The sequence below is a fragment of the Photobacterium piscicola genome (assembly GCF_046058925.1).
GTDB classification, from domain to species: Bacteria; Pseudomonadota; Gammaproteobacteria; order Enterobacterales; family Vibrionaceae; genus Photobacterium; species Photobacterium piscicola.
The window spans coordinates 379,876-399,732 of record NZ_CP175534.1; the positions used below are offsets into that span (position 1 = coordinate 379,876).

Below are 19,857 nucleotides of genomic sequence, written 5' to 3' on the forward strand. Positions count from 1 at the left end.
AGCGTATTATACGCCACCTGACTTGCTGAAGCGTAACGCGCTAAGGCATTGAAAGTCAACGTTCTTTAACAATTTGACCATGCAATCTGTGTGGGCACTCGTTGAATAGTTAAGTCGAAAGATTTATCAATGAACTGAGTGACCAATACAAAATAACGTAAGTTGTTTTGGCACAGTCAATTCATTATCGTTCTGTTGGAACGATAATAGCTTTAAAATTACTAAGGTAGTTTTGAAGTCAGTATTCATTGAGCCGTCTCGAAAGAGACAACAAAACTTTAATTGAAGAGTTTGATCATGGCTCAGATTGAACGCTGGCGGCAGGCCTAACACATGCAAGTCGAGCGGTAACAGAAAGAAAGCTTGCTTTCTTTGCTGACGAGCGGCGGACGGGTGAGTAATGCCTGGGAATATACCCTGATGTGGGGGATAACTATTGGAAACGATAGCTAATACCGCATAATCTCTTCGGAGCAAAGAGGGGGACCTTCGGGCCTCTCGCGTCAGGATTAGCCCAGGTGGGATTAGCTAGTTGGTGGGGTAATGGCTCACCAAGGCGACGATCCCTAGCTGGTCTGAGAGGATGATCAGCCACACTGGAACTGAGACACGGTCCAGACTCCTACGGGAGGCAGCAGTGGGGAATATTGCACAATGGGGGAAACCCTGATGCAGCCATGCCGCGTGTATGAAGAAGGCCTTCGGGTTGTAAAGTACTTTCAGTTGTGAGGAAGGCAGTTAAGTTAATAGCTTGGCTGTTTGACGTTAGCAACAGAAGAAGCACCGGCTAACTCCGTGCCAGCAGCCGCGGTAATACGGAGGGTGCGAGCGTTAATCGGAATTACTGGGCGTAAAGCGCATGCAGGCGGTCTGTTAAGCAAGATGTGAAAGCCCGGGGCTCAACCTCGGAACAGCATTTTGAACTGGCAGACTAGAGTCTTGTAGAGGGGGGTAGAATTTCAGGTGTAGCGGTGAAATGCGTAGAGATCTGAAGGAATACCGGTGGCGAAGGCGGCCCCCTGGACAAAGACTGACGCTCAGATGCGAAAGCGTGGGGAGCAAACAGGATTAGATACCCTGGTAGTCCACGCCGTAAACGATGTCTACTTGAAGGTTGTGGCCTTGAGCCGTGGCTTTCGGAGCTAACGCGTTAAGTAGACCGCCTGGGGAGTACGGTCGCAAGATTAAAACTCAAATGAATTGACGGGGGCCCGCACAAGCGGTGGAGCATGTGGTTTAATTCGATGCAACGCGAAGAACCTTACCTACTCTTGACATCCAGAGAATTCGCTAGAGATAGCTTAGTGCCTTCGGGAACTCTGAGACAGGTGCTGCATGGCTGTCGTCAGCTCGTGTTGTGAAATGTTGGGTTAAGTCCCGCAACGAGCGCAACCCTTATCCTTGTTTGCCAGCACGTAATGGTGGGAACTCCAGGGAGACTGCCGGTGATAAACCGGAGGAAGGTGGGGACGACGTCAAGTCATCATGGCCCTTACGAGTAGGGCTACACACGTGCTACAATGGCGTATACAGAGGGCTGCAAGCTAGCGATAGTGAGCGAATCCCACAAAGTACGTCGTAGTCCGGATTGGAGTCTGCAACTCGACTCCATGAAGTCGGAATCGCTAGTAATCGTGAATCAGAATGTCACGGTGAATACGTTCCCGGGCCTTGTACACACCGCCCGTCACACCATGGGAGTGGGCTGCACCAGAAGTAGATAGCTTAACCTTCGGGAGGGCGTTTACCACGGTGTGGTTCATGACTGGGGTGAAGTCGTAACAAGGTAGCCCTAGGGGAACCTGGGGCTGGATCACCTCCTTACCTAAAGACTTATGCTGTTTTATGCAGTGTCCACACAGATTGCTTGGTAAAATTAGTTATTAGAAAATAGCGAAAGTGCTAATTAATGCTCACGCATTGATTAACGCTTTTGCGTTATGCTCTTTAACAATCTGGAAAGCTGACTAGTAAATTCAATCGAAAGATTGATTTTAAAAAATGTTTTTATTCTTTGAATAAAAACGAGTTCTCAAAACAACACACATTCAAGTGTCTTGTATCGAGTCCGGCGAAAAACCAATGTTTAATATTTTCTTGATCGGAGTATTAAACGCAAACCTTGGTTGTTTGAACATACGAAACCTCTTGGGGTTGTATGGTTAAGTGACTAAGCGTACACGGTGGATGCCTTGGCAGTCAGAGGCGATGAAGGACGTATTAACTTGCGATAAGCCCAGATTAGGCAGTAAAAGCCTCTTGAGTCTGGGATTTCCGAATGGGGAAACCCACTTGCATAAGCAAGTATCATTAACTGAATACATAGGTTAATGAGGCAAACCGGGGGAACTGAAACATCTAAGTACCCCGAGGAAGAGAAATCAACCGAGATTCCGGTAGTAGCGGCGAGCGAAACCGGATTAGCCCTTAAGCTAGTTCTGCGTTAGGTGAAGGTTCTGGAAAGTACCGCGATACAGGGTGATAGCCCCGTAACCAAAAATGCAGTCTTAGTGAAATCGAGTAGGACGGGACACGTGATATCCTGTTTGAACATGGGGGGACCATCCTCCAAGGCTAAATACTCCTGACTGACCGATAGTGAACCAGTACCGTGAGGGAAAGGCGAAAAGAACCCCTGTGAGGGGAGTGAAATAGAACCTGAAACCGTGTACGTACAAGCAGTAGGAGCCCACTTGTTGGGTGACTGCGTACCTTTTGTATAATGGGTCAGCGACTTAATTTTAGTAGCAAGGTTAACCGTTTAGGGGAGCCGTAGGGAAACCGAGTCTTAACTGGGCGTCATAGTTGCTAGGATTAGACCCGAAACCGAGTGATCTAGCCATGGGCAGGTTGAAGGTGAGGTAACACTTACTGGAGGACCGAACCGACTAATGTTGAAAAATTAGCGGATGACTTGTGGCTAGGGGTGAAAGGCCAATCAAACTCGGAGATAGCTGGTTCTCCCCGAAAGCTATTTAGGTAGCGCCTCGGACGAATACTACTGGGGGTAGAGCACTGTTAAGGCTAGGGGGTCATCCCGACTTACCAACCCTTTGCAAACTCCGAATACCAGTAAGTAATATCCGGGAGACACACGGCGGGTGCTAACGTCCGTCGTGAAGAGGGAAACAACCCAGACCGCCAGCTAAGGTCCCAAAGTTATAGCTAAGTGGGAAACGATGTGGGAAGGCTCAGACAGCCAGGATGTTGGCTTAGAAGCAGCCATCATTTAAAGAAAGCGTAATAGCTCACTGGTCGAGTCGGCCTGCGCGGAAGATTTAACGGGGCTAAGCTATACACCGAAGCTGCGGCAATATGAACTTGTTCATATTGGGTAGGGGAGCGTTCTGTAAGCCGTTGAAGGTGCATTGTAAAGTGTGCTGGAGGTATCAGAAGTGCGAATGCTGACATGAGTAACGATAAAGGGAGTGAAAAACTCCCTCGCCGGAAGATCAAGGGTTCCTGTCCAACGTTAATCGGGGCAGGGTAAGTCGACCCCTAAGGCGAGGCCGAAAGGCGTAGTCGATGGGAAACGGGTTAATATTCCCGTACTTCTTATAATTGCGATGGAGGGACGGAGAAGGCTAGGTGAGCCTGGCGACGGTTGTCCAGGTCCAAGTATGTAGGCTGATGAATTAGGCAAATCCGGTTCATCTTAAGGCTGAGATACGATGTCGAGCTACTACGGTAGTGAAGTCATTGATGCCATGCTTCCGGGAAAAGCTTCTAAGCTTCAGATTATAAGAAATCGTACCCCAAACCGACACAGGTGATCAGGTAGAGAATACCAAGGCGCTTGAGAGAACTCGGGTGAAGGAACTAGGCAAAATGGTACCGTAACTTCGGGAGAAGGTACGCTCCTAGCGGTGATGAGACTTGCTCTCTAAGCTGCCGGGAGTCGCAGATACCAGGTGGCTGCAACTGTTTATTAAAAACACAGCACTGTGCAAAATCGAAAGATGACGTATACGGTGTGACGCCTGCCCGGTGCCGGAAGGTTAATTGATGGGGTTAGACTTCGGTCGAAGCTCTTGATCGAAGCCCCGGTAAACGGCGGCCGTAACTATAACGGTCCTAAGGTAGCGAAATTCCTTGTCGGGTAAGTTCCGACCTGCACGAATGGCGTAATGATGGCCACGCTGTCTCCACCCGAGACTCAGTGAAATTGAAATCGCAGTGAAGATGCTGTGTACCCGCGGCTAGACGGAAAGACCCCGTGAACCTTTACTATAGCTTGGCACTGAACATTGACCCTACATGTGTAGGATAGGTGGGAGACGTTGAAGCAACCGCGCCAGTGGTTGTGGAGTCAATCTTGAAATACCACCCTTGTATGCTTGATGTTCTAACGTTGACCCCTTATCGGGGTTACGGACAGTGCCTGGTGGGTAGTTTGACTGGGGCGGTCTCCTCCCAAAGAGTAACGGAGGAGCACGAAGGTGGGCTAATCACGGTCGGACATCGTGAGGTTAGTGCAATGGCATAAGCCCGCTTGACTGCGAGAATGACAATTCGAGCAGGTGCGAAAGCAGGTCATAGTGATCCGGTGGTTCTGAATGGAAGGGCCATCGCTCAACGGATAAAAGGTACTCCGGGGATAACAGGCTGATACCGCCCAAGAGTTCATATCGACGGCGGTGTTTGGCACCTCGATGTCGGCTCATCACATCCTGGGGCTGAAGTCGGTCCCAAGGGTATGGCTGTTCGCCATTTAAAGTGGTACGCGAGCTGGGTTTAGAACGTCGTGAGACAGTTCGGTCCCTATCTGCCGTGGGCGTTGGATGATTGAGAGGGGCTGCTCCTAGTACGAGAGGACCGGAGTGGACGAACCGCTGGTGTTCGGGTTGTATCGCCAGATGCATTGCCCGGTAGCTAAGTTCGGAATCGATAACCGCTGAAAGCATCTAAGCGGGAAGCGAGCCTCAAGATGAGTCATCCCTAGACCTTTAAGGTCTCTAAAGGGTTGTTGAAGACTACAACGTTGATAGGTCAGGTGTGTAAGTGCTGCGAGGCATTGAGCTAACTGATACTAATTGCCCGTGAGGCTTAACCATACAACACCCAAGGGGTTTTCCTTCTCTAAAGAGAAGAGACGGACTCTACAAACGCTTGAATGCAGTGTTGAGAACAAACTAGTTAGATTTTCCCAGATTGCTATTTATTGTCATAAGACAATAAATAAACCAGAATTTGCTTGGCGACCATAGCGTTATGGACCCACCTGATCCCATGCCGAACTCAGTAGTGAAACGTAATAGCGCCGATGGTAGTGTGGGGTCTCCCCATGTGAGAGTAGGACATCGCCAGGCTTCAATTTCGTTTTTACCTTTTTATAAAGGTAGAGACAACAAGTTGCATTTATGCTGAATAGACACTGCGGAGTGGTAGTTCAGTTGGTTAGAATACCGGCCTGTCACGCCGGGGGTCGCGGGTTCGAGTCCCGTCCACTCCGCCATTTATTTAAGACACAGTTAAGTCTTTAAAATAACTACAGGGGTGTAGCTCCAACTGGCAGAGCAGCGGATTCCAAATCCGCGTGTTGGGAGTTCGAATCTCTCCACCCCTGCCATCTTCAAGAAAGCCTCGACAGCAATGTCGGGGCTTTTTTACGTCAATATAATTTAGGTGTAGCTCCAACTGGCAGAGCAGCGGATTCGCCATACCGAAAATCAGCGCGTGTTGGGCGTTTGAACCTCGTAATCCCTGCCATCTTCAAGAAAGCCTCGACAGTAATGTCGGGGCTTTTTTTCGTTTGTATTATTAGCTCAAGTGGGTGCAGTGTTAACTGGTAGAGTAACGGGTTCGCTATACCGAAAATCAGCGCGTGTTAGGTGTTTGAATCTCGTAACCCCTACCATATTAAAAAAGGCTCATATCAAAAGATATGAGCCTTTTTGCTATCTGTAATTTACGCTTGTAGCGTTAATTGGCAGAACTGCGGATTTACCATATTGAAAATCAGCGCGTGTAGGGAGTTTGAACCTCGTAACTCCTGTTATATTCAAGAGAGCCTCGACAGTAATATTGGGGCTTTGTGCGTTAAGCTTTACTATATGAAACGTTCTAATCTGTAGTGTGAGGTAGTGGGGGTTGTTTATTATCTTATTGGTAATTATAGAAATGGGTTAACCATTGTTGGGCGATCATTTTTTCATCATCATCTGGCAGTGCTTGAATTCCATCTGTAAACAGTTGTGGCTGATTTAATAACCGTAATCCTGCTAACATGTGTGCAGCCTCAAATAAATACAGTGTTGGGTCTCCCATCCCTGTTTTGAAAGGAGTATTAGCTGATTCACCACCAGCAAGCAGGTAAACACTAACGCCATGACGAGTTTGATATTCTTTTACAAGTTGATTGCTATTTACTTGAGTTAATACTCCTTGAGTAATGAGATCTGGAAGTCTGAGCTCATCATCGGCGGATGTTACTGTTGTAATGAAAATTGGTTGAGTTAGATGATCAAATATTTCGGCCGTTAATGCCCCATTTCCCGTACAACAGAAGATCATATTACATTGTTGTATTAGATGTTTAAGTGTACAAACTTGTACGCCATCGCGTGGAAATTGAGTGAGTCGGCGAGGATCTTGATCAAAGACGTGAATATTAGAAATATCTTTGTTTTGTAAATGTTTTATTATTCCTCTACCGAGATTACCAGCCCCGATGACCCCCATCCTTAAAAATCCGGCATTATTTATTTTAAGCCCAAATTCTTCACGTAAAATTTGATCTGAGTAATGAACGATACATTCCGAGGCTTCCGTATCTGCAGGGGTTTTAATACTTAAATGAGAAACGGTAACTAATGGTTTTTTTATATTTTTATTACAATATTTATATAATCCATTTGCGGTTAGCTCTGTAATACCTATTAATTGTTGTTGAAAGACATGACATAAATGTTCACTGGCATTGGCAAAGTAGCCACCGTGATCAAGTATTAAAAAAGGGCTATCTTGGGTGATATATTGGCGAATGAGAGTTTCACAATAGAGCGGATCACGTAACGATTCTTTATTATAACGTGGGTTTACCACTTTACAGTTAGCGATTTGGTTTATGGTTTGTAATAACGCAGGATTAGCATCTGCGGTTGCATTTTTGGGAATAAAAACCAGAGGGTGAGCTAATTGTGCTAATACATTAATGTACGGCAGAGAGCCTTCATAGCAATGCATGACAGAAAATATAACAAGGTTCGATGGAACGGCAGAATCTTGCGCAACGTTGTTTAAAAACTGATAACCACGTTTAGCATAAAAATCAGAACAATATGAATGCGTTAAAATTGCGTTAGTCATAAGGATATCCTTTCAATGCAATTGATTAGTGAAAGCAAGGCATAGACATAATAATGTTAAAATAATTGCAGTAGTGCTTTTAATACGTTTTCTTGATGGCGTGATTGTTTACAGCACAGTCCTAAACTTAATGGTGCAATAAATTCTGCTGGAAAACGCTGTACTTTATCATTCATAGGGCTGTTATTGATAACGACATCCGGTGCGATACCTATTCCACAGCCTAACGCAACCATACTAACGATGGCTTCATGGCCAGAAATTTGAGCATAAATAGGAGGGGTGATTTTCTTGTCTTTAAACCATGTATTCGCGCGAGATCTTGCGGGTCCCGACTCTGCGAGAATAAAAGGTAGTGCTTGCCAATTAGGCCCGTTATTGAGTTGTTGTTGAATAGCAGGAGGGGGAATTGCGGGTGAAATCACTGACATTGGAATATGATCTAATTCGATATAGCTTAATTTTGCTGAAAGTTGTTCTGGCTTGGCGGTAATAGCGACATCAACTTCATCGTTAAGCACTTTATCAATCGCAAGAGCTGAGTCTCCTGTTAATAATTGAATTTCTATTTGTGGGTAACGTTGGCGAAATGCGGTCAATATTGACGGTAGGTGGCTATAACTTGCGGTGACGGAACAAAATATTTTCAGCTTCCCTTGTAGTAATGAACTATCACTGTTTAATTCTGTTTTGAGTGATAACCAATTGGAAATAATAGCAGAGGCGACAGGAATGAGTTTTTTTCCTGCCATTGTTATTTCAACGCTACGATTATCACGACAAAATAAACTCTGCCCTAATTCTTGTTCAAGGCGCTGAATGACACGGCTCAAGGCTGAGGGACTAATGTGCATCGCCTGCGCGGTTTGATGAAAACTCAGCGAATCACTTAAGTGAAGAAAAAGTTGCAAGTTTTTAATGTTCATTGGCTTATGTTGCATGATTTGCAATTGATTGTTGTGAATATATCACTTTGCGCAACAATTTTCCTGATCTACTATCAATCTATTCGATAAATAAATATCGAACTAGGGATAAATATATTTCACGGAGTTTGTTGTTATGGCTAATTATTTCAATACCTTAAATTTGCGCCAGCAGTTAGATCAACTGGGTCGTTGTCGTTTTATGGATCGTGCAGAATTTGCTACTGAAGCTGATTACCTTAAAGGTAAAAAGGTGGTTATTGTCGGATGTGGTGCGCAAGGTTTAAACCAAGGTCTTAACATGCGAGATTCTGGGTTGAATGTGGCTTACGCTTTACGCCAAGTTGCGATTGATGAGCAACGTCCATCATTTAAAAATGCGCGTGATAATGGTTTTGAAGTAGGAAGTTATGAGCAACTGATTCCAGAGGCCGATTTAGTCGTTAATCTAACACCGGATAAGCAACATACAAACGTTGTTGAAACAGTGATGCCATTAATGAAGCATGGTGCAGCATTGGGGTATTCGCATGGTTTTAATATCGTTGAAGAAGGGATGCAAATTCGTAAAGACTTAACGGTTGTTATGGTTGCACCTAAATGTCCAGGCACGGAAGTGCGTGAAGAATATAAGCGTGGCTTTGGTGTACCAACCTTGATTGCTGTGCATCCTGAAAATGATCCCCAAGCTGATGGTCTTGAAATTGCTAAAGCATGGGCTGCTGCAACGGGAGGGCATCGTGCTGGAGTACTGGAGTCATCATTTGTTGCTGAAGTGAAATCAGATTTGATGGGTGAACAAACTATTCTTTGTGGCATGCTACAAGCGGGCTCGATTGTGTGTTATGAGAAAATGCTGTCTGATGGTATTGCACCTGATTATGCCGGTAAGTTGCTGCAATTTGGTTGGGAAACGATCACTGAAGCACTGAAGTTTGGTGGTGTGACACATATGATGGATCGCCTTTCAAATCCAGCAAAAGTAAAAGCTTTTGATCTATCAGAGCAATTAAAAGAATTGATGCGTCCGCTATATAACAAACATATGGATGATATTATCTCAGGTCACTTCTCTAGTACGATGATGGCTGACTGGGCTAACGATGACGCAGAGCTATTAGGTTGGCGTGGCGAGACCGCTGAAACACAATTTGAAAACTACCCAGTGTCAAACCTTCATATTTCAGAGCAAGAATACTTTGATAACGGTATTTTGATGGTTGCAATGGTGCGTGCAGGGGTTGAGCTTGCTTTTGAGGCGATGACAGCCTCAGGTATTATTGATGAGTCGGCCTATTATGAATCATTGCATGAGTTACCACTGATTGCCAATACGGTTGCACGTAAGCGTTTGTATGAGATGAATGTAGTGATCTCTGATACTGCTGAATATGGTAACTATTTGTTTGCTAATGTTGCGACACCGTTATTACGTGATCATTTTATGGCAACAGTAACCACGGATGTTATTGGTAAAGGTTTGGCGACAACAACAAATTTTGTTGATAATCAAAAGCTAATTGAAGTAAATGAAGCATTACGTAATCACCCTGTTGAAGTGATCGGTAAACAGCTACGAGGTTACATGAAAGATATGAAGCATATTGCTGTTGGTGGTTAATCTTCATTTAACATAGTAATTAAAAAAAAAAGCCCAGTTTGATAAGAACTGGGCTTTTTTATTGGGGTCAGCGCGAATTAAGCGTCAGTACTGCTATTTTCGGCATTAAGCTTTGCTTCAAATGTTGCCATCTTTTGCTCAAGCTCTGTCAATTTTTGGCGAGTGCGTAATAGCACTTGTGTTTGCACATCAAATTCTTCACGAGTGACAACATCAAGCTTTCCTAATTGTGATTGGATTACCTGACGTACTTTTTGTTCAACGTCGTTGCCTAGATCTTTAACTGGTTTAGGCATTGCGTCTTGAATTTGTTTAGCTACTTGCTCAAGTTTCTTTGAATCGAACATGATCCGCTTACTCCGTTGCGAAAATCGTTATTAACTATTGTAATTGCGGTTGCGGTGAAAAGAAAAGGGCGCTGATGATTCAGCGCCCTTTTTTATTTCGGTGAATTAAAAGTGGTTGTCTAAACCATCGTCTTCTTCAACAAACACCGGTAACGGTTTATGCTCACTTGCCAAGAACGTATAAATAACGGGTAATACGAACAAGGTAAATAAGGTACCGATAGATAAACCAGCAACGATAACAATACCAATACTGAAACGTGATGCTGCACCAGCACCCGATGCATATAGTAGTGGTACTAAACCTGCAATCATTGCACATGTTGTCATTAAGATAGGGCGAAGACGGATCTTTGCGGCTTCCATAACAGCATCCATGCGGTTTTTACCGTGGTAGAGTTGTTCTTCTTTGGCGACTTCACAAATTAATATACCGTGTTTGGTTATCAAGCCTATGAGGGTTATCAAACCTATTTGCGAGTAAATATTCAATGTTGTCGCACCCCACGCGAGGGCAATCAGTGCACCACAAATTGCTAATGGCACCGAAACTAGGATAACTAATGGATCGCGTAGTGATTCAAATTGAATCGCAAGAACCAAGAAAATAATCGCTAGTGCTAGACCAAAGGTCGCATATAGTGCATTACCTTCAGTAACATACTGACGGCTTTCGCCTAAGTAGTCATGGCCATAGCCTTTTGGTAATACTTTAGCTGACTCGGTATTTAACCAGTTTACCGCTTCACCAATTGAGGTACCAGGGGCTAATACCGCACCAATGGTTGCCGCATTTTGTTGGTTAAAGCTTGGTAAGGTTGGTGGCGCTGGTGTCACTGTAATGGTGACTAAGCTACCTAATGGAATCAAATCACCACTGCTGGTCTTAACGTAATAATTATTTAAATCTTTCGGATTAAAACGATTTTTACGCTCAACTTGTGGAATAACCTTATAAGAACGACCCAGAATATCAACACGGTTAATATCACCGCCAGCTAACATTGTGCTTAATGTATTACCAATGGCTTGCATGGTAACGCCATAAGCACCGGCTTTATCTTTGTCGATATTAATGTTCATCGTTGCAGAGTCATACTTTAAGTCTAAATCTGAGTAAACGAACATTGGGTTATTTTTCACCTTAGTCAACATTTCTGCAGCCACTTGGTAGAGGCTCTTAAAGTTGTTCGGTGTGGTAATTACAAATTGTACTGGCAAACCAGAACCTGCACCGGGAAGACTAGGCATTTGGAAAGCAGTAATTGCCATTTGGGGAATATTTTTGATTTTTTCAGTTACGTCATTTGCCACTTCAGTTTGGCTTTGATCGCGCTGACTCCATGGTTTTAATGTTGCCAGACCAAACGCTTGGTTAGCTGATGGAATACCTGAGAAGATCTGTGCATACTCAACACTTTTTTCTGCTGTTAATACTTTATTAACTTGATCCATGGTGTCTTGAATGAAATCAAGGTTGGCGTTTGCAGGTGCTGTACCCATAAATACCACTACACCGTTATCTTCAGCAGGTGCTAATTCACTTGGAATAAATTTAAATAAGAATGGCAAGCTTGCACAAGCACATAGAGCAAATACGATCACAACTGAACGCATGTGCATGATGCCACTTAGCATTTTTTCATAACGTAACGTTAGTCGGTCAAGAAAGCCATGTACCATTAACTCAAATTTATTTGGCGCTTCATTTTCTTTAAGGAAGGTTGCACACATTACTGGTGATAATGTTAAGGCAATAATACCTGATATAAATACCGCACCCGCCAGCGTTAATGCAAACTCTTTAAATAATGAACCTGTAAGGCCACCCATTAATGCTATTGGCGCGTATACCGCACCTAAAGCAATGGTCATTGAAATTACGGGAATTGCGATTTCACGAGTACCAATAATGGCGGCTCTAAATGGCGTTTGGCCCAGTTTGATATGGCGTTCAACGTTTTCCAAGACCACGATAGCATCATCGACCACCAAGCCGATTGCCAGTACCAGAGCCAGCAGTGTCATTAGGTTCCATGAGAAACCAAATAATTGCATGACTAGTGCAACACCAATCAGTGATAGTGGAATGGTGATGATCGGAATAATTACTGAGCGTAGAGAACCGATAAACAGGGCAATAACCACTAATACAATTAATGCTGCTTCAAGAATGGTTTTAATAACTTCATGAATCGAGTCATTAATCGCAATCGTTGAGTCATACATTACCGTCATTTTGATGGTACTTGGCATGTTACGTTCAATCGTTGGTAACAGCTCACGCACGTCTTTAGCGATATTGATTGGGTTAGCACTTGGTGCCGCTTCAATCGCACCTACAACGGCTTCTTGACCATTTGCGGTTGCACGGTAGCTATCACTGCTGCGTGATAATGTTACTTTTGCAATATCCCCTAAACGAATCACTTGACCGTTATTACTTGAAACAACAAGTTTTTCTAATGTTTCAGGGCTATTTGATTGTGTGTTAGCACTGCCGTTATACAACACGAAATCATTGTTGGCTTGACCAACTGCAGATTGGTAGTTGTTTGCTTGTAATACATGAGTCACATCGCTAGCAGATAAGTTAAACGCTGCCATTTTTTGTGGATCAAGCCATACACGTAATGCAAACGGTACACCGCCGTACATATCTACTTTTGCCACACCACCTACCGTAAATAATTGCGGTTTTACTACACGTTCAATGTAGTCGGTGATTTGGCTTGAGCTTAATGTTTTACTGGTAAAGCCAAGATAAAGTACCCCGGTACCACCACCCGTAGAGAGTGAAATGGTTGGATCTTGTGTATCTTGTGGTAATTGAGCTCGCACCGAGTTTACTTTGGCGAGAATATCCGCCAAGGCTGCGTTCGGATTGGTGTTCAATTTCATCTGTACGGTGATCGTCGACATTCCCATAATACTTTGAGCAGTGATGTAGTCGATGTTATCCGCTTGAGCAATTGCTTGTTCCAGAGGCTGGGTGATAAAACCTTGAATAAGGTCAGCACTGGCACCGTAATAAGCCGTACTAATGGTTACTACAGTATTCGTCATGTCCGGATACTGCCGAACCTGCATTTTGAAAATCGCCTGTAGGCCTAGCAATGCGATCATTAAACTGATCGAAATTGCTAGTACCGGGCGTCTGATGAATATATCAGTAAAGCGCATCCTGAGTGTTCTCCAGTTACAGCAATGGGATTTCAGCAGGAGCCTTCAGTGCGTCATTTTCAACGATATGCACTAATGACTTGTTGCTAAGACGAATTTGACCGCTAGTCACGATCTGCTCTCCAGCTTTTAAGCCTGAAAGAATTCGTACTTGGTTACCTTTGTTTAAACCTGTTGTTACAACAGTTTGCATGGCGCGTAATTTGCCATCAACGGTACGTAGTACATACACGGTGTCGCCGTAAAGGGTGTAAGTTATTGCTGTTTGAGGCACAACAATTTGATCGGCAATGATAGGTTGGATCACACGTGCACGTGCAAACATACCACTACGTAACATGCCGCCGCTGTTAGGAATATCAGCTTGTACCTGAATTAAGCCTGTCTGAGCATTAACAGCCGGTTCAATCGCAGTAATTTGGCCTTTAAAATCAGTGTTTTTGTAAGCATCAATGTTGATATCAACAGTTTGACCGATTTTAATTTTAGAAATATCCGTTTGTGGCACAGTGAAGCGGAAACGCATGGTGGTTGTGTCTTCTAAACGAATGATTTTTGTGCCGGGCTGAATGTATTGGCCTAAGTACACATTACGTAAACCAATTTCACCCGCAAAAGGTGCGCTGATATTACGACGTTGAATTGATTCTTGTAATGATTTGATTTGAGCGACTAACGCAAGGTAGTTAGCTTTTGCTTCATCAAGGCTAGATTTTGATACAGAGCCTTTACGATAAAGATCTTTATAGCGTTGGTACGATGCTTGTACCGCCGGTAGTTTTGCTTCTGTACTTTGTAAGCTAGATTGTTCAACGTTTGAATTAATTGAAACCAGTAGTTGGCCCGCTTTTACCTTTTGGCCTGATTCAAAATTAATCTTGCTGATCACACCCGCGGCTTCCGATGTTAAAGTAACACCTTGCATAGGTTCAATAAAACCAATGGCTTGCAGTGAAGGGTGCCAGTCTTCAGCTTTGGTTGTGGTAGCCGTAACCGGATAGTTGGCTTCAGGCATATTTGCCATATACTCAGCTATTTTGTGTTCTTTAAAAAGATTGAAACCAATTACGCTTCCAAATAACAGAAGGGCAATAAGTAACATCACGATCCATTTTTTCATTGTAAGGAGTGCTCCGGAATATACAATATTAATGCTGAATAATGGCGTCCCAAGAGGCCTCAATAGCAGCATTAAGCTCGCTATCGGTGATCTCTAATCCACCATTGATTTTTTGACGAGCTAAATAATAACTCGTTTCTAAGCTAAGTGTACTTAAAATTTCATTCTTAAGCGGTTTAAATAACAAACAGGCTTTACCTTCATCAAACATTTGATTGACACAGCTAAATAGTTGTTTTTTTAGCGCTTTTTTTTCGTAAGAATTGTCTCGAGGCAGGTGTTGAAATTGCCCTTGATTAATCAATGGTGCCTCACCATTAACAGACATATGCCACAGGTTTAGCCACATCGTACGGTAGCGCTGTTTGAGTGACATGCTATCGTTAATATTACGGCTAATTCTTTTCGCGATATAACCTAAAATATGCTCGTGGAGTTGATGCAGTAAGTCATTTTTATCATTGAAATAGCGATAAATAGTGCCGGTTGCAACTTGGGCTTCTTTGGCAACCATTTGCATGGATAGTCCATGAAAACCATGGGTTGCTAATAGCTTTTCAGTTGCGACTAATATTCGCTCTTTTTTGTCGGTCATCGTGGTTTATATTCAATACAGTTAGTATGAATGAATGTTCATTCAGCGCTATTGTAGAATTTGATTATTGATTCGCAAGCCTTATTTACGGTTTTATATTATTAATTTTAATGGCTAGGTATTTGAGGTGAGGTTTATTTGGTGGAGTATGATGAAGAGTAACAATGAAAAAACGAAAAAAAGCCCATATCAAAATAGACATGGGCTTTAATGTTAGTTGTTGCTTAGATTATTAGTGCTGCTTTGTCGGTGGCGTATCATCAGTAGTTGATTTGTCTTTGCCACGACTAAAGATACGTTCTACTACCACGAAGAAAATCGGAATAAAGAAAATACCTAAGAATGTCGAGCTTAACATACCACCAAGTACCGCGGTACCAATGGCATTCTTACCACCTGAACCTACACCAGTACTGATTGCTAGAGGTACAACACCAAGACCAAAGGCCAGTGATGTCATAATAATTGGACGCAGACGAACACGTACGGCGTGCAATGTTGCCTCCACCAATCCAGCCCCTTTTTCGTAGTATTCTTTGGCAAATTCTACGATCAGGATGGCGTTTTTAGTCGCCAGACCTACCGTTGTTAAGAGTCCCACTTGGAAGAAAACATCGTTCGGCATACCACGACCATTCATCGCTAATAGTGCACCGATAATGCCGAGCGGCACGACTAATACCACCGCAAAAGGTACTGACCAACTTTCATAAAGCGCTGCCAGAACTAAGAACACCACCAAGATAGATAACGTATATAGCATTGGTGCTTGGTTACCCGATAGGCGTTCTTCATAGGACAAGCCATTCCACTCAACACCAAAGCCTGGTGGTAATTTCTTCACCATCGCTTCAATGTCGAGCATTGCTTGACCAGTACTGTAGCCCTTAACAACACCACCTTGAATGTTAACTGCAGGAGTGGCATTAAAACGCTCTAAACGTGGTGAAGCATATTGCCAGTCACCTGTTGCAAAGGCTGAGAATGGTACCATTTCACCTTGGTTATTTCGGACATACCAAGTATCAAGATCACCAGGCTTCATACGGAAGTCTGCATCACCTTGAACGAAGACTTTTTTCACTCGTCCGCGGTCGATGAAGTCGTTAACGTATGAACTACCCCATGCGGTACTCAGTACTTGGTTCACTGATTGAATATCAATACCCAAAGCACGGATCTTAGCTTGGTCGATAGAGATTTGGTACATCGGTGCATCTTCTTGACCATTAGGACGAACCCCGACTAAATTCGGGTTTTCAGACGCTAATTTAAGTAATTGGTTACGGGCTGCAATCAGTTTGTCATGCCCTTGACCACTACGATCTTGAAGATAAAAATCAAAGCCGCTGGCAGTACCTAATTCAACTACTGCTGGTGGCGCGAATGAGAATACCATTGCATTTTTGATATGTTGGAAGTAGGCCATTGAGCGATTTGCTATCGACTTTACATCCATGCCGGGTAGTTGACGATCTGACCAATCTTTGAGACTGATAAATGCCATACCCATGTTTTGGCCACTACCCGCAAAACTAAATCCAGAGACACTAAACACACTGGCTACGGCGTCTTTTTCTTGATTTAGGTAGAAGTCAGAAACTTTATCCATCACTTCTTGGGTTTGTTCTTGAGTTGAGTTAACGGGCAATATTGCCTGACTGAACAAAATACCCTGATCTTCATCAGGTAAGAATGATGTTGGCATACGGGTGAACATCCAGCCAACCGCAACGGTTAGGCCAAGGAAAATCAGCATCACACGAATTGAGCGCTTGATCATTGCTGCAACGCTAGATTCATAGCGGCTAGTTAACTTATCAAAAGTGCGGTTGAACCAACCAAAGAAGCCTTTTTCATTACTGCCATGCTCAACAGGTTTAAGCATAGTGGCACATAGTGCAGGGGTAAGGATCATTGCCACCAATACTGATAGTGCCATTGCCGTTACAATGGTTATCGAGAATTGACGATAAATAACACCCGTAGAACCAGACATAAATGCCATTGGTACAAATACTGCTGAAAGGGTTAATGCAATACCAACCAAAGCGCCAGTAATTTGATCCATCGATTTTCGTGTAGCTTCAACGGCATTTAAGCCTTCTTCATGCATAACACGTTCGACGTTTTCCACCACCACTATCGCATCATCAACCAGCAAGCCAATGGCCAGTACCATAGCAAACATGGTGAGGGTGTTGATGGAAAAGCCTGCCAATGACAGCACCGCAAAAGTACCAAGTAATACTACTGGTACGGCGATGGTTGGAATCAAGGTTGCTCTGAAGTTCTGTAAGAAGAGGTACATGATGATAAACACCAATGCTACTGCTTCAAATAACGTATGTACTACACCTTCAATTGATTTCTCAACAAATGGTGTGGTGTCGTAAGGGTAAACGGCAGTTAACCCTTCAGGGAAGAAAGGTTTTAATTCTTCAACTTTGGCTTTTACGGCTTCAGCTGTTGCAAGTGCGTTTGCGCCTGTAGCTAGTTTAATACCTAGACCACTGGCTTGTTTGCCGTTATAAAATACCTGTACTGAATAATCTTCAGCGCCAAGCTCAACCCGTGCAACATCACTTAAATGTACTTTTGCACCGGAAGAATCCGATTTAACAATAATGTTCTTAAACTGTTCAGGGGTTTTTAAACGACTTTGTGCAGATACGGTTGCGTTAAGCTCTTGACCTGGTAGTGATGGCGATGCACCAAGTTGACCAGCAGAGATCTGCGCATTTTGCTCTTTGATTGCCGCAATGACATCAATACTTGTGAGGTTGTATTTTGTTAGTTTAAGCGGATCGAGCCAAATACGCATTGCATATTGCGCACCAAAAGCTTGGATTTCACCTACACCGGCAACACGACTCATTGGATCTGACACATTGGAACTGATGTAGTCCGAAATGTCATTTTTATCCATTGAACCATCTTCTGAATAGAATCCGACCACCATCAGAAAGCTTGAGCTTGATTTGTTAACCTTAACACCTTGTTGCTGTACTTCCATCGGTAGTAGTGGCAACGCTGATTGCAATTTATTTTGCACTTGTACCTGAGCGATATCAGGGTCAGCTTCAGCATTAAAGGTTAGGGTTATCTGAGTGTTACCAAAACTGTCACTGGTTGATGACAAGTAGCGCAGGTGATCGATACCTGTCATACGTTGTTCGATAACCTGCGTTACCGTATCTTCCATGGTTTTGGCGTTAGCACCTGGGTAGTTTGCACTGATTACAACCGTTGGTGGCGCAATGCTAGGATATTGAGATACTGGCAGTTTTAAAATGGATAACACACCAGCTAGCATTACAATTATAGCGATCACCCATGCAAAAATAGGGCGATCGATAAAGAAACGAGCCATAGTTTATTCCCTATTTATTGTGACTGATTGACTGTTATTGGTGTTGGTTCAACTACAGCCCCCGGGCGGATTTTCTGTAAGCCATCCACAATAACTTGGTCGCCATCTTTAAGCCCGCTAGTAATACGCCATTGATGATTAATTGCTTCTGCTGTGGTCACCATGCGTGATTCAACTTTATTTTCTGCACCAACAACCATAGTAGTGGCTTGGCCTTTACTGTTACGTGTAATGGCTTTTTGTGGGACCAAAATTGCTTTAGGGTCGGTTCCTGTGTTTAGGACTGCACGAACATACATTCCTGGCAATAACACGCCATCTGGATTGGGGAATTCAGCACGTAGCGTAACTGAGCCTGTGTTAGGGTCGACATTCACTTCAGCAAACTGTAGCTTGCCGTGATGAGAGTAAACGGTACCATCTTCAAGGATTAACTCGACGTCAGCATTATCACTGGCTTTTAGTTCGCCTTGCTTTAACGCAGACTTCAAGCGTAATAGCTGAGTACTTGATTGCGCGATATCAACATTGATGGGATCGAGTTGTTGAATAGTGGCTAATACTTGCGCTTGGCCAGCACTGACTAATGCACCTGGTGTTACTGATGATTGACCAATACGACCCGCAATTGGTGCTCTAACTTTGGTATAATTAAGATCTATCTTCGCTTTGTTAACACTGGCTTTCGCAACTTCAATGCCAGCAAGAGCGACTTTGTATTTTGCTTTATTATCATCATAGGTTTGTTTACTGATCGCGCCACGGTTAACCAATGTTTGGCTACGTTTAGCAAGTGCTTGAGCTGAATCTAGGTTTGCTTGTGCCTGAGCTAAACTTGCTTTAGCGCTGAGGTAAGCGGCGTTATAAGGGGCAGAGTCAATGCTATACAATGATTCTCCTTTACGTACATCGCCGCCTTCGGTAAAGCTACGCTCAGTAATAATACCTGATACTTGCGGACGAACCTCTGCTTCAAGATAAGCTTTACTACGACCAGGGAGTTCGATATGGATAGCTTGTGGATGAGAACTGACAATAATTGTATCTACAGGTACACTTTTTGCAGCTTGTTGCTGTTGGTCTTTGGATGTGTTTTGGTCACAAGCTGATATCCCTAGCGTTAAGCTGATAATAGTAGCAATAGCTGCGATTTTCCGCATGAAATCTCCTAAATTTAAGCAATATAAGTACTGTTAAATATATATTTAATTATTTAACAGTAATGTAACGGTTATTTGCTGTTTTGTAATCAACATTTAATCTGATTTAGAATTGAGTTCTATTTGCTCTGATTTATTTTAGACCTTATTTAATAAATTTATTCTAAATCTACTATTTAAGTTGTTTTAAATAATGAAATTGCAACAAATGTTGATGAATGGTG

9 protein-coding genes, 2 tRNA genes and 3 rRNA genes are annotated in these 19,857 nt (G+C 43.4%); 6 read left to right on the plus strand and 8 right to left on the minus strand.

Features of this window, described 5'->3' with window-relative positions:
• Nucleotides 1-279 precede the first annotated feature (279 nt).
• The 5 genes from ACJZU6_RS01830 to ACJZU6_RS01850 all read left to right on the plus strand — a co-directional run bounded on the left by ACJZU6_RS01830 (nucleotide 280) and on the right by ACJZU6_RS01850 (nucleotide 5,569).
• Nucleotides 280-1,824, plus strand: a 16S ribosomal RNA gene (locus ACJZU6_RS01830).
• Nucleotides 1,825-2,160: 336 nt separating this feature from the next.
• A 23S ribosomal RNA gene (locus tag ACJZU6_RS01835) occupies nucleotides 2,161-5,054 on the plus strand.
• A gap of 139 nt (nucleotides 5,055-5,193) precedes the next feature.
• Nucleotides 5,194-5,309, plus strand: a 5S ribosomal RNA gene (gene rrf / locus ACJZU6_RS01840).
• Together the 16S, 23S and 5S rRNA genes with 2 tRNA genes alongside form the textbook arrangement of a ribosomal RNA operon.
• A gap of 69 nt (nucleotides 5,310-5,378) precedes the next feature.
• Nucleotides 5,379-5,455, plus strand: a tRNA-Asp gene (locus ACJZU6_RS01845).
• A gap of 37 nt (nucleotides 5,456-5,492) precedes the next feature.
• A tRNA-Trp gene (locus ACJZU6_RS01850) sits at nucleotides 5,493-5,569 on the plus strand.
• Between the two features lie 533 nt (nucleotides 5,570-6,102).
• On the opposite strand, the gene ACJZU6_RS01855 is transcribed toward ACJZU6_RS01850, so the two are convergent.
• Together ACJZU6_RS01855 and ilvY are read right to left on the minus strand one after the other, a co-directional pair.
• Entirely contained in the window at nucleotides 6,103-7,308 is a 1,206-nt protein-coding gene (locus ACJZU6_RS01855) for an NAD(P)-binding domain-containing protein (protein WP_080159295.1), read from the minus strand.
• Nucleotides 7,309-7,364: 56 nt separating this feature from the next.
• Entirely contained in the window at nucleotides 7,365-8,234 is an 870-nt protein-coding gene (gene ilvY / locus ACJZU6_RS01860) for an HTH-type transcriptional activator IlvY (RefSeq protein ID WP_080159297.1), read from the minus strand.
• Nucleotides 8,235-8,370: 136 nt separating this feature from the next.
• Here ilvY and ilvC point away from each other — a divergent pair, with 136 nt between their 5' ends.
• Nucleotides 8,371-9,855: a ketol-acid reductoisomerase gene (ilvC, locus tag ACJZU6_RS01865; protein WP_408900556.1), complete on the plus strand. Its 1,485-nt coding sequence runs from the start codon at nucleotides 8,371-8,373 to the stop codon at nucleotides 9,853-9,855.
• A gap of 77 nt (nucleotides 9,856-9,932) precedes the next feature.
• On the opposite strand, the gene ubiK is transcribed toward ilvC, so the two are convergent.
• The 6 genes from ubiK to ACJZU6_RS01895 form a co-directional block, all read right to left on the minus strand.
• On the minus strand, nucleotides 9,933-10,202 hold the full coding sequence (ubiK, locus tag ACJZU6_RS01870; RefSeq protein ID WP_080159293.1) for a ubiquinone biosynthesis accessory factor UbiK: 270 nt from the start codon (nucleotides 10,200-10,202) through the stop codon (nucleotides 9,933-9,935).
• 105 nt (nucleotides 10,203-10,307) lie between these two features.
• On the minus strand, nucleotides 10,308-13,385 hold the full coding sequence (locus ACJZU6_RS01875) for a multidrug efflux RND transporter permease subunit (protein WP_107277223.1): 3,078 nt from the start codon (nucleotides 13,383-13,385) through the stop codon (nucleotides 10,308-10,310).
• Nucleotides 13,386-13,401: 16 nt separating this feature from the next.
• Entirely contained in the window at nucleotides 13,402-14,505 is a 1,104-nt protein-coding gene (locus ACJZU6_RS01880) for an efflux RND transporter periplasmic adaptor subunit (protein WP_107277224.1), read from the minus strand.
• Between the two features lie 28 nt (nucleotides 14,506-14,533).
• Nucleotides 14,534-15,100 carry a TetR/AcrR family transcriptional regulator gene (locus tag ACJZU6_RS01885; RefSeq protein WP_408900557.1) on the minus strand — a complete coding sequence of 189 codons (567 nt, stop codon included), beginning with the start codon at nucleotides 15,098-15,100 and terminating at the stop codon, nucleotides 14,534-14,536.
• Between the two features lie 232 nt (nucleotides 15,101-15,332).
• A complete protein-coding gene (locus tag ACJZU6_RS01890) occupies nucleotides 15,333-18,473 on the minus strand; it encodes an efflux RND transporter permease subunit (protein WP_080159290.1) in 3,141 nt (1,046 codons plus the stop codon).
• A gap of 14 nt (nucleotides 18,474-18,487) precedes the next feature.
• Entirely contained in the window at nucleotides 18,488-19,633 is a 1,146-nt protein-coding gene (locus ACJZU6_RS01895; protein WP_408900558.1) for an efflux RND transporter periplasmic adaptor subunit, read from the minus strand.
• Nucleotides 19,634-19,857 lie beyond the last annotated feature (224 nt).